The sequence below is a fragment of the Methermicoccus shengliensis DSM 18856 genome, from assembly GCF_000711905.1.
GTDB lineage: Archaea > Halobacteriota > Methanosarcinia > DSM-18856 > Methermicoccaceae > Methermicoccus > Methermicoccus shengliensis.
Map to the genome: position 1 here is coordinate 91,027 of NZ_KL543983.1, position 11,258 is coordinate 102,284.

General features: G+C 55.3%; 16 protein-coding genes and 1 tRNA gene. 4 read left to right on the forward strand and 13 right to left on the reverse strand.

Features of this window, described 5'->3' with window-relative positions:
• Window positions 1-13 precede the first annotated feature (13 nt).
• The 7 genes from BP07_RS06950 to BP07_RS06985 all read right to left on the reverse strand — a co-directional run bounded on the left by BP07_RS06950 (window position 14) and on the right by BP07_RS06985 (window position 5,285).
• The gene (locus BP07_RS06950) at window positions 14-487 is read right to left on the reverse strand and encodes a transcription elongation factor Spt5 (RefSeq protein ID WP_042687302.1); all 474 of its coding nucleotides are present in this window, start codon (window positions 485-487) and stop codon (window positions 14-16) included.
• 7 nt (window positions 488-494) lie between these two features.
• On the reverse strand, window positions 495-716 hold the full coding sequence (locus tag BP07_RS06955) for a protein translocase SEC61 complex subunit gamma (protein ID WP_245597077.1): 222 nt from the start codon (window positions 714-716) through the stop codon (window positions 495-497).
• 124 nt (window positions 717-840) lie between these two features.
• Window positions 841-1,932: a cell division protein FtsZ gene (gene ftsZ / locus BP07_RS06960; RefSeq protein WP_042687303.1), complete on the reverse strand. Its 1,092-nt coding sequence runs from the start codon at window positions 1,930-1,932 to the stop codon at window positions 841-843.
• Complete coding sequence (locus BP07_RS08450; protein ID WP_169736262.1) at window positions 1,929-3,332, reverse strand: D-aminoacyl-tRNA deacylase; 1,404 nt, start codon at window positions 3,330-3,332, stop codon at window positions 1,929-1,931. The genes ftsZ and BP07_RS08450 overlap by 4 nt, the downstream gene beginning before the upstream one ends.
• 208 nt (window positions 3,333-3,540) lie before the next feature.
• Window positions 3,541-3,615 (reverse strand) — tRNA-Glu (locus BP07_RS06975).
• Between the two features lie 159 nt (window positions 3,616-3,774).
• Complete coding sequence (mtrH, locus tag BP07_RS06980; RefSeq protein WP_042687307.1) at window positions 3,775-4,701, reverse strand: tetrahydromethanopterin S-methyltransferase subunit H; 927 nt, start codon at window positions 4,699-4,701, stop codon at window positions 3,775-3,777.
• On the reverse strand, window positions 4,695-5,285 hold the full coding sequence (locus tag BP07_RS06985) for a tetrahydromethanopterin S-methyltransferase subunit A (protein WP_042687807.1): 591 nt from the start codon (window positions 5,283-5,285) through the stop codon (window positions 4,695-4,697). The genes mtrH and BP07_RS06985 overlap by 7 nt, the downstream gene beginning before the upstream one ends.
• A 58-nt stretch (window positions 5,286-5,343) precedes the next feature.
• On the opposite strand from BP07_RS06985, the gene BP07_RS06990 reads away from it, so the two are divergent.
• The 4 genes from BP07_RS06990 (at window position 5,344) to BP07_RS07005 (ending at window position 7,481) form a co-directional block, all read left to right on the forward strand.
• Complete coding sequence (locus BP07_RS06990; RefSeq protein WP_042687310.1) at window positions 5,344-5,547, forward strand: hypothetical protein; 204 nt, start codon at window positions 5,344-5,346, stop codon at window positions 5,545-5,547.
• Window positions 5,531-5,950: a secondary thiamine-phosphate synthase enzyme YjbQ gene (locus tag BP07_RS06995; RefSeq protein ID WP_042687311.1), complete on the forward strand. Its 420-nt coding sequence runs from the start codon at window positions 5,531-5,533 to the stop codon at window positions 5,948-5,950. The genes BP07_RS06990 and BP07_RS06995 overlap by 17 nt, the downstream gene beginning before the upstream one ends.
• Window positions 5,947-6,936: an isocitrate/isopropylmalate dehydrogenase family protein gene (locus BP07_RS07000; protein ID WP_338045910.1), complete on the forward strand. Its 990-nt coding sequence runs from the start codon at window positions 5,947-5,949 to the stop codon at window positions 6,934-6,936. Before BP07_RS06995 ends, BP07_RS07000 begins: the two co-directional genes overlap by 4 nt.
• Window positions 6,937-7,022: 86 nt before the next feature.
• Complete coding sequence (locus BP07_RS07005) at window positions 7,023-7,481, forward strand: hypothetical protein (RefSeq protein ID WP_042687315.1); 459 nt, start codon at window positions 7,023-7,025, stop codon at window positions 7,479-7,481.
• Window positions 7,482-7,696: 215 nt separating this feature from the next.
• On the opposite strand, the gene BP07_RS08630 is transcribed toward BP07_RS07005, so the two are convergent.
• The 6 genes from BP07_RS08630 to BP07_RS07030 form a co-directional block, all read right to left on the reverse strand.
• A complete protein-coding gene (locus BP07_RS08630) occupies window positions 7,697-8,212 on the reverse strand; it encodes an LAGLIDADG family homing endonuclease (RefSeq protein ID WP_157203146.1) in 516 nt (171 codons plus the stop codon).
• A 119-nt stretch (window positions 8,213-8,331) separates the two neighbouring features.
• Window positions 8,332-9,486, reverse strand: coding sequence for a glycosyltransferase (locus BP07_RS07010; RefSeq protein WP_042687318.1), 1,155 nt, complete (start codon window positions 9,484-9,486; stop codon window positions 8,332-8,334).
• A 12-nt stretch (window positions 9,487-9,498) separates the two neighbouring features.
• A complete protein-coding gene (locus BP07_RS07015) occupies window positions 9,499-10,059 on the reverse strand; it encodes a 30S ribosomal protein S7 (protein ID WP_042687321.1) in 561 nt (186 codons plus the stop codon).
• Between the two features lie 4 nt (window positions 10,060-10,063).
• Window positions 10,064-10,492, reverse strand: a complete 429-nt coding sequence (locus BP07_RS07020; protein WP_042687324.1) for a 30S ribosomal protein S12 — start codon at window positions 10,490-10,492, stop codon at window positions 10,064-10,066.
• Between the two features lie 11 nt (window positions 10,493-10,503).
• Entirely contained in the window at window positions 10,504-10,935 is a 432-nt protein-coding gene (locus BP07_RS07025) for a NusA-like transcription termination signal-binding factor (protein ID WP_042687327.1), read from the reverse strand.
• Window positions 10,935-11,249, reverse strand: coding sequence for a 50S ribosomal protein L30e (locus BP07_RS07030; protein WP_245597078.1), 315 nt, complete (start codon window positions 11,247-11,249; stop codon window positions 10,935-10,937). The genes BP07_RS07025 and BP07_RS07030 overlap by 1 nt, the downstream gene beginning before the upstream one ends.
• Window positions 11,250-11,258: the final 9 nt, after the last annotated feature.

Consider the following 11,258-nt stretch of genomic DNA (forward strand, 5'->3'; position numbering starts at 1 on the left):
AATCCCTCGATGATCACTCTTCCTCCTTTCTCAGCACCCTCACGTTGTCCCCCCTCACAGTTATGGGAATGGGCACCATCGCCTCGAACAGCTCCACAGTGATTTCCTCGTGCAGCTCGTCCACCCGCTTCACCCTTGCCTTCTCACCCTTGAATGGCCCAGAGATCAGCTCCACGATGCTGCCCTCGAGAATGCCCGTCACAGAGGGCTTGGGTGTGAGAAAGTGCTCAATCTCCCTGAACGTGCTCTCCCCCTTTATCACACCCTTGGCATGGGGAATCGTCTGGACGGCACTCTCCACCACCTCTCTCGAAGGCGCCTCGACGAGCAGGTAACCTTTGAGCTCATCTGGAGCAAGAATCGCCCTGATGTCGAGCTTCTGCTTATCCACTATGCGCTCTATCATGTTGGCAACCGAGCGCTCCTGATTTGCCGTGGTCTTGACCACGAATATGGACACATCCTCATCACGTACATTCTCTTCCATGCTTTCCTCATCCATATCTGGGTAGCACTGTGAGCAGCAGATAGATAACGAACCCTATCAGACCTATGAGCACTATCCCAGCGGCAGCCACCTTCGAGATGGCATAGAACTCCTCCCTCGTGGGCTTTCTGGCAAACCTGAGCACGCGGATGTACTCGTTTATCGTGGACATGATGCGCTCTGCACTCATCCACGAGGTAGTCATGTTGGATGCCTCGAACTTATCCATCACACCCCGCAGCCCTCTGGAGGGTTCCCTTTGCCGCCTTGCCATGTACACCATGCCTCAACTACAGTTGTCGCCGCGAATTGGTGAGGGCAACATGCCCCCCACCTAAAAATACTTTTCCCCTTCACAGAATGTCTATTCCAAACCTCTGCACCTTCCCTCCGGCAGGCCCGTATATCTGGGGAGACCTGACCCCCGTGATTATCAGCATGGTGCGTATGCGGTTTTCCATGTTGGGGTCAACTCTCGCACCCCAGATGAGCCTCGCATCCTCGTGAATGCGGCTGTACACCTCCTCGCATGCCCTCTCTGCCTCTGCAATCGTGAGGTCTGGACCGCCAGTGACATTCACAAGGGCGGCCGTTGCCGTGGACACATCCACATCCAGCAGGGGGCTTCTGAGTGCTTTCTGCACCGACTCCACTGCCTTGTCCTCGCCATCCGCCTCTCCGAGCCCTATCATCGCCACACCACCGTTCTGCATCACCGTCCTGACATCGGCAAAGTCGAGGTTCACGAGACCTGCCCTCGTGATGAGCTCAGTGATGCCGCGCACGGCGTGCATGAGCACCTCGTCTGCCACCTTGAACGCCTGGGCGAGAGGGAGCCTTGGGACCACATCGAGCAGCCTGTCGTTGGGCACCACTATCACCGTGTCTGAGCTGTCCTTGAGCCTCTCGAGCCCAGCTATGGCATTGTCGTGCCTGATCTTGCCCTCCACTGCAAAGGGCAGCGTGACCACGGAGATGGTGAGAGCTCCAGCATCCTGTGCGGCACTTGCCACCACTGGAGCAGAGCCCGTGCCCGTACCTCCTCCAAGGCCACACGTGACGAACACCATGTCCGAGCCCTCCACGAGCTCGGCGATCTCCTCCTTGTTCTCCAGCGCGCTCTCCTCACCCACCTGTGGCCATCCCCCAGCTCCCAGCCCCCTCGTGGTCTTGCGACCTATGAGCAGCTTCCTGTCTGCGGATGACATCAGCAGGTGCTTGGCGTCGGTGTTTATCGCTATGAGTTCTGCACCTTCCATCCCCTCCTCGAACATCCTGGCGATGGTGTTGTTGCCTGCTCCCCCACACCCAATCACCTTGATGGTGGGCCTTATCTGCTCCAGAATCGTCTGAAGCTCGTCGTCAGTCCCCACGAGCTGCTCAGAATCGCTTTTTTTCTCGGCAGGTGTGCTGCGGGCTAATGCCTCCTCAACGATGGACATCATGGTATCTCTCCCTTCCTAACCTCAAAGACCGTGCTGAGCACTATATTTATATCCCGATACACCATGTCTGGTTTAATAGCTTTTCCCCCGACCTCCACACTCTCTCCACTTGAGAGCCTCTGAAGATGAGAACCATCGGCAACCCCCAGCTCCTTGGCCTTCGAGGGGTCGAGCTTTCGCTCCACAACCACCACAGTGTCCTTCCTCCTCTTGACGGGAAGGCGCTGCGCCAGAGCATCCACCCACGTCCCTATGAGCCGCTCGGTGTGGTCTCTGAGCTCACGCTCGTCCTCGGCAAAGAGCAGGGGGAGCGGCACCCCATTGGCATCGAGCGCATACCCCACTCCAGAGTGTTCGAGCGTCCTCTTGAGCTCTGAGAGTATCCTCTTGGCAAGATAGCTCACGAGCTCAGGGGGCAGCAGGGCGAACCACATCTCATCCATCGTGGGTATGGGCTCCTTCACCCTCTTTCCAATGCCCCTTCCCACCAGCACGCTCACATCGCCCATTCTTCTGAGGCTATCGAGCAGCTGGGCATACGCTCTCTCTGAAAGCACGCTCAGTGTGTAGAACTCATGCTCCCTGAGCACGGTGCACCCAAGCCTCCTGAGCATCCCCTCTATTTTTTCCCTGATGTCGGAGTTCACACTCTTCCTGTCGATGTAGGCGTGCGTGGTCCCAGACTTGGCAAATGCCTGCCCCACAAGCTCATCATCGAGCTCGGGGAGCACGTGGCTTGAGAAGCAGTGCCCAAACGTGAGGGCACTCTCGAGGATGAGGTGTGTCTGGCGCTTGGGATAGTGGGAGCCTCCAAACCCCACCACTGGGAGGGCATGCGCTGGTGTGCACTCCATGATGCTCTTGGCGACCACCATGCCAGCCCACTCATCGCCCCACTCCTCCTCGCTGCTGCCAATCTCTGCAAACACGAGGGGTGTGTGCACATCAGTGGGACCATGGTGGGTCGCCTCCATGCTCACCTGCCACTCTGTGCCCTCTGCATACCGTCTCATGCTCTGGAGGATGGGCTTTAGCAGCCACGTGGCTGGTGTGCACAGCTCCCTCTCCCTTCCCCCTAGGGCAGCCCTTGAGGTGTTGCCCGTGTAGTGGGCGCTGAGCAGCTTTCCCGTGCTCTCTGAGCTGTGCTTCGAGGCAAACACGAGGGCAGAAGAGGATACGCCGATGGACTCCAGTATGGTGTCTATCCTGTCGAGATACACGAGAGGCTCGTCCACCTCCACTATTCTGAATGTCGTGTTGGGGCTGTCGTACAGGGCAGTGATTGGAGAGGGAAACGATGAGAACACCTCGTGCCATCGCCCAAGAGCGAAAAGATGCCTCTCGATGTTCATGCTCGCCGCATCCTCAGAAGAGCACACAACAGTAAACCTCTCCTCCATCCACTTAACCCACGCACCGTTCATAGAAAAAGCTTCCCATGTATCGCAAAGCCCGGGAGGTTCAGATAAGAAAGATGGACACACCTCCATGCCCAGAGGATGATGTGCTCATAGAGACCAAGGCATGCCCGATATGCAGCACCGACGTCCACATGTGCCGGCATGAGCACAGGTGTGTTGCTTACAAAGTAAGCAGCACAGAGAAGAGTGCTCCGGTGGGGATTTGAACCCCAGTCGCAGGAGTGAGAGTCCTGCATGATTGGCCGAACTACACTACCGGAGCACTTGCGAGAGATACGCATCACGCTATCCAATAAAAGCCTTTCTATTAGCTATTACTATGCGAGAATTGTTATCGTAGAAGAGGGTGACACCGTAGCTCGTGAACGGCCAGAGCCCGGCCGTGGTGGTGTGCTGAGGGCATCCTGCAACGAGTGATAGTTCACACCACCCTCGTTGCGGGATGCCCCCTTATGGGACGCGTGTGCTCAGAGGTCTCTGCCATCATCACCTCACACATGGCAGCACAGGGAAAGGCGTACTCTGCATACTCTACTGGCCCATAGAGCACGAAGTCTCCACACGCCGCAATCTGAAGGGCGATTGTTGCGGCATCGCATGCCACATACGCCTCAGGATGCCGCTTTCTCCTCTCCCTAAGCCAGCCCCATGAGGATACCACGTTGTGTATCCCAGAGCCACAGGGCAGTCCATACCTTGCCTTCACCACCATGGTCATCCCAAGCACCACGCCAGAGTGTTCTCCAAGGGCGGTGGCGCTGGGGTCGACGAGGGGTTTGGTGATGCCGCACTGCGCTGCCATCTCGAGCAACCCAGTATCTATGAGCCCATCACCATGCTCGAGCACTGCCAGCCTTCCATCGAGAGATGTGTTCCTGGGGTTGAAGGCGAGCACGATGGCCGCCTCCACATCAGAGCGCGCCAGCGCCTCCCTCTCCTCGGGCGTGATGCCGATGTTGATGGAGTTGTACACGCACGCATCTGCAAGCCCCACCTCACTGACGAAGGTGGCAGCATGTGCCCTGACGCTGGCCTCGGTGGAGTCGAGCACGATGGGACACTCATCCACCTCAGAAACGAACGCTATGTAGCGCTCCATTGCCATGCTCGTGCGTGCATACACCACCACCATGCAGGGAATGCCCGTCTCATCAGATAGAACCCGCTGACGATTGATGACGTGCTCTGCTCTCTGCCTGTCAAACACGCCCCTCTCAGCATCCTCCACGATGGTGTGCCCTTCATAGAAGATGCTCCCACACAGCACACACGGAAGGTCCCCAGGCTGCCCACCCACGTGCACGCCCCGTATCACGTGCCTCTTTTGCTCACTCTTGAACCTCAGCATACCTCTTCCTCGCAGAACACCACTCCAGCCATTACATCCACGAGAACACCATCCGCCACCACCGCATCCGCCCCCGAGATCTCGATACACTCCCTGGTTCTGTCCTCCTTGACCCACACCATGGGGGGCTCATCGAAGATTTCCGCCCTGCACAGCTCTTCCACCTTATCGTGTATGCTCTGCACATCCACGACCTCTCTCATGTCCACTATGTCGACCTGCCGCTGAAACCTCTCCACGGCCTGCTTTTGTAGATGCTCCACGTAGGGGATTGCTCCCATCGCACCCCTGATTCTTCCGGCCTCATCAACGCCCCTCGTGTGCAGTGATATCAGGGCATCTCCGGGCAGGTGCCCCTTCGATTCGGCTCCACACACAATGAGGTAGCGGATGTGGCTGTTCGAGATGATGTTGAGCACCACTTTCTCGACTCCGAGGTTTTCAGTCATGCATCCACCCCACAGGGCAGCACGTGTCGAGGGTGGAAGTCTGCTCGCCAGTGTGCACACTGCCACCCCAGAGGTCGGCTCGCCCACCACATACTCACCTTTGATGGGTGGCCATCCTTCACACATTCTCTCCATGTTCCCTTCATTCCACACTATGCTTATGTATATATATTTACACATGAGAGGAGGGAACATGGACATGAGGCTGATGGAGGCTGGAATCACCACGGCTGCTGTGGCAGGGCTGATAGTCGCCCTGATAGCGGTGCACATGTTTGCGGGCAGCTATGCTGGGGTGGGGTATGCCATTATGATTCTCCTGTTCTGTATTGCCATGGCGCTCATTGGGTTCAAGTTTGCCGAGATGGCGTGTGGTTCAGATGAGTGTGAGGACTGAGTACGTGGAGCTGTCCACCGAGGCTGGGTGCACCATATACGACATCACCGACGAGGTGGCAAGGGCGGTAGAGCGCACGCAGCTGAGGAATGGGATGGTGTTGGTGTTCGTTCCTGGCTCCACGGGCGCCATCACCACCATAGAGTACGAGAGCGGGGCGATTTATGACCTTGCGGCGGCAATAGAGCGCCTCTTTCCACAAGACATCGAGTACAGACACAATGTGAGATGGCAAGATGGCAACGGACACTCCCACGTGCGGGCGGCGATGATTGGTCCAAGCCTCACGGTACCGCTCGTGGATGGCAGGATGGTGCTCGGCACATGGCAACAGATTGTATTTGTCGAGCTGGACGTGAGGCCAAGAAGGCGGCGCATTGTGGTGCAGGTGATGGGTGAGTGAGCCTGAAGGTGGCGGTGGCGCCGGGCGATGGGATAGGAAGGGAGGTCATCCCTCAGGCGGTGAGGGTGCTCAAGCTCTTGCAGCCAGACGTGCAGTGTGTGCCCATAGAGGTGGGTTATGCCCGCTACCAGAGGGAGGGTGTGGCAATATCGGACGATGACATCGAGATGATGAGGCAGTGCGACTGCGTGCTGTTTGGCGCCATCACCACCCCACCAGACCCCGACTACTCCAGCGTGGTGGTGCGCATTCGAAGGGAGCTCGGGCTGTATGCGAATGTGCGCCCCTTCAGGGCGTTTTCTGGCATCACCCCCAGCATGTACGAGAATCTCAACCTCACAATCGTTCGGGAGAACACCGAGGGGCTGTACTCCGGTGAGGAGGAAGAGGACGAGCTGGGGGCATACACCAGAAGGGTGGTCACTCGCAAGAGCACACAGAGAATCGCAAAGGTGGCGTGCGAGCTTGCCTGCTCAGAGAGAAAAAGGCTCACGATAGTGCACAAGGCAAACGTGCTGCGCTCCGACAGGCTGTGGAGGCGAGTGTGCATCGAGGTGGCAGAGCGGTATGGAGTGCCGTATGACGAGGTGCTCGTGGATGCATGTGCCCTTCATCTCGTGAGGGAGCCCACCCGATTTGAGCTGTTGCTCACATCCAACCTGTTCGGAGACATACTGAGCGACCTTGCAGCAGGGCTCGTGGGGGGCTTGGGCCTGTGTCCCAGCGCCCAGCTCGGTGATGAGCATGCGATGTTCGAGCCAGTGCATGGCAGCGCCCCGGATATAGCAGGCCGCAACATCGCCAACCCGATAGCAGCCATCCTCTGTGTGGGGCTGATGCTCGACTGGGCAGGGCTCAAAGAGTATGAGCGGATTGAGCAGTCCATAAGATGGGTGCTGGATGCGGGCATCCGCACCCCTGATATCGGAGGAAATGCAAGCACCACGGAGTTCACAGATGCCGTTATCAGCCATCTCGAAAGGTGAGCCTCCGGTATATTGCTTGGCGCTTCCGCCACCCACCTGCATCAGCGAGCAAAAGCCTTTTATCCGCTGGCATTGCCCTTGGCTATATGAGGTGGCTGCCCCTCGTGGTGGTGCTCGGGATGGTAATGCTCATGGCAATGCCGCAGGCATCTGCCCAGAGGGAGCCATACTTTCACGTGGACAGAGTGACAATGCAGCTCGAGGGCTACAATGCCACATTCATGCTCGAATTTCATCTCGACACGCTCGCCAATGCGTATGTGCTGCTGTTTGGTTCAAATGCCATCCGGCCAGATGTGATGAAATTCTTCTCGAACTTCTCTGAGGTGAAGGTGCTGAGTCTTCAGAGGGACAGGGCATACATAAGGGTGGTGAACATCACCCACTCGCTGGACGAAAGGCAGGACAGGATATACTTTCTCTATCCCCCATACCACTTCAGCCAGAGAGTACCCATCATCGTAATCAGGTATCTCGATGGCAGCAGGCTTGAGCTGTACAACCGGGATACCACTCCAGCCAAAATTGCCACTGTGTACAAGTGACCCGTTAGGGGAGGTTGGGGAGTGTGCATAAGACGCCCCTTTCGGCTGGGTCACGGCAGCCCCTGCCCACACCATGTATTTTTAAATAATCTTGTAGTGATACTTCTCTCTTATAGCAGGGTTTTTTGCGAGAATATGTGAGGTTCATATTATTTCTAATTTCTTCTAATCTCCTTAAATCGTCTTCTGATAATGAAAAGACAAATCTTCCTTTCTCATCTCGTTGCTTGCAAGACCCCTTCCGCAAGGGAGGGGATACGCAAGGGGAGGTGGGTGGTCAGGTTTAAATACTCTGAGGATAGAAAGTATAACGACCTCGTAACAGCCGTAAGGCTGGACAGCCCGTAAGGGCTGGTGTGTGAAAGTATCCCGTGAGTCCAGAAGGATAACGGGTAGTGGCTGCGTGAACCAGCCTGTGGGGATAAGGCAGGCAACGACCTGCAAACTCCCCACGAAGCCCCGTCCGTAAGGGCGGGGTAGTTCACATCCTCCTTTCTCTCAACTATGAATTTTGCAGTTGGTAACTTTGGGTCTTTATAAATTCGCCCAAATCCTAACTCTTTTTGTATATACTCTAAACAAGGAAGCTCTTTTATAGACATCTGGACACTAAATCCCATTTCTATTGATGGAGACTTTCTATTTTTTCTTTTTCCAACTCTTATCCAAAAACTTCCTTCCCCATCTACTAAACCTACGAACCACCACCAGAAGTCATCTCTACCAGACATCACTGTGTTGTATGGTCTGGAAGTATAAAAACTACCGCCCACCTCCCCTAATTCATCTCCGCCCTCACGGACGGAGCCTTCTTAGCGATGGAAGGTAAAAGAGCTGTGAGTTCTGTGCGTCAGAGCTTCCAGTCTATATCAGGCTTATTTGGTAGGAATGCTACGTGTAGCAGGTAGCCTATCAAGAACAGGAGGCACACCGGGAAGTATGCGAAATAATAGCCAAAAAACTCGTGAAGCCTGAACTCAAAGCCCAGCTTCCTCGAGAAGCTAAAAAACAACAGAGCAATACATCCAAAGCTCACCAGCGTGCTGATTATCATCCTCATCGCATAGGCCCACTGCTGGTCTGCCAGAAATATCCCTTGGAAAGAGTACAAGATTGGCATGGCGGGGGCAATCAGCACCACATGGGAGGTAGCCTTTGCCATCAGAAGTATGAGAGACGCCATGAGGACGTTAGAAAATAGTATGTTTGGGTCAGTAAGGTCGAGCAGGAGCAAGACCAGAGAGGGGGCAACGAACAGCATAACGGGAATGAATACTTGGGGACTCCTCAAAGCTTTCCATATCAGCTCCCCATACCATTCCTTGAGCCACATGGCTGCACCCAGTGCCCACCTCTTTCTCTGAGCGCGCCACTTCTCCCAGTTTGGGGGAGCAGGGGTATACACCATCAATTTACTCGTATATTTAAAGCGGTAGCCCCTCACAAATGCTCTCATCGCCATATCGAGGTCCTCAGCGACCACCCTTCTAAATCCTCTCAGTGATTCGAAGATGTCCCTCCTGATGGCGAAAGCAGCGCCATTTATGGCGGGAGAGCCAGTTTTGAGCCTCGCCATAAGCCACGAGCCAATGTTAAAGCCAACATACTCATAGTACATCATCTTAGACAAAAACGAGCGTGTGCATATCTTTTTCTTTATATCCAAGATATCTGTATCCTCCATCTCTCGCACTACTTCCTCTAAGAAAGGCACACCTCTGGGAATGTACACATCACCGTCCAGAAAAATGAGGATATCCCCATGCGATAGCTTCGCTGCCTCATTCATGGCATTGACCTTGCCAACCCTCTCCTCATGAAAAATGAAGCGAGCGTTTGGATGCTGTTCAGAGAGCTCCAAGCTATCTCTTGTGGGCTCATCGATGACGACTATTATCTCCTTCTCTTCGTATCCATCCTGTGTCAGTCTCTCCAGCAGGAGGGATAGGAGCTCACACTCTCTGTAAACGGGGATTATGATGGTGGCCCGTGGCTTTCCTGCCATCCCATCCCACGCTCATCTCGCTCCCTTGGCCACCCTCTCCTTGGCATCCTTCTGGCTTATGGCAAAGGACCTGGCATCGTACTCAGCCGCTGCAATGATTTCGGATGCGAGAGCCTCGGCAATCGAGCGCCTGCTCTTGAACGAGGTGGCCCATGCACCCTTGGCTATGAACATGAGTGCCTGGTCCACCCTGCGCTGTGCCGACGTATCCACGGCCTTGGGCACTGCGATGCCACCGTACTTGAGCCTGACAATCTCCTCCCTTGGGCCTGCGTTGGCAATTGCCTCCACCAGCACCTGCACCGGGTTTCTCTTTGTCCTCTGGTAGATGATCTCAAAGGCGTCCCTGACTATATTGTACGCCTTCATCTTCTTGCCAGTGTTGTGCTCCTTTCGCATCATCTTGTTGATGAGCCTCTCCACGATGCACAGCTCGCTCTTGTTGAACACCTGCTTCGCATGTCTGCCCATGGAGTGGGGCACGAGCACTGGCTTCAGGTTCACATATCTGACCAGTCCCGGATCCCTGACCTCGACCTCATCGAGTTCCCACTTGTCAAAAATCTTCGCCATGCACTCACCTTATCGGCTTCTCCTTTCTGCCCCTCACCATCTCAACGAGCGATATGTCATTCACTGCGATTACCTTGAACCTGACACCTGGAATATCTCCCATGGCACCGCCCATTCTTCCACCAATGCGCTCCACCGTGACCTCATCGTGCTCATCGATGAAGTTGATTGCGCCATCGCCTGGACAGAACGCCGTGACCTGCTTACCGTTCTTGATGAGCTGAACCCTGACGCACTTTCTGATGGCAGAGTTGGGCTGCTTTGCCTCCACGCCCACCTTCTCGAGCACGATTCCCTTTGCCTGAGGGGCACCTCCAAGTGGGTCTGCCTTCCTTCTAAGATCGAGTGCTCTCGCTATGTAGTCCTCATCAGACCATCTGAACCGCTTTCTGTCTTGCTTTAGCTTTCTTGCCGTGTACTTTCCTCTTCCCACTGCAGCTCCCCCTACTCTATCACCACGTTATCCACATCATGATGTCGATTCAGAAACAGCCTCGTCTTTAGCACATTCTTTCCGCCCTTGCCTATGGCGAGGCCCTTCTCATCATCCTTCACCTCGACGTAGGCAGTTCGCTTTCCATCTCTCTCCACGAACTCAACGCTCCTGACGGTGGCTGGCTTTATAAGGTTTTTTGCAAACTGCTCGGCATTCTCAGAGAACTCCACGAGTTCCACATGTCTCCCGAGGACCTCCCTCACCTTCTGGATGTGCGCACCGCCCTTGCCTATGGCAAGCCCCATCTCGCCATCCTTTACCACAAACACCACCTTACGCGCCTCATCGTCCAAGAAGCAATCTATGGCATGTGCTCCCGTAATGCCCTCAAAAACGGAGATGTATCTCATCTCCTCCTCTGTAAGCCTGATCTCACCCATCACCTAACACCAGCCAGTATCTCAGACTCACCCTCCTCCACTATGGCGAGGGCTGCGATGGCAAAGGGCTTACCGCACACCGTTCCAAGGTCCACGCCCGTGCCATCAAACCGAATGATGGGCACATTGGCCTCCTCCAACCTCCTCTTCACCGACGGGGGACAGTTGGATGCGACCACAACGAGCTTGGCATTTCCAGCGCTCACTGCCTTGAGGCTCTGCTTGGAGCCCAGCAGCACCTTTCCAGTCTTCACGGCGGACATGAGCTCCTTATTGAGGTTGATACCCATCGGGTTGATACCCATCGACATCATTTCCACCCC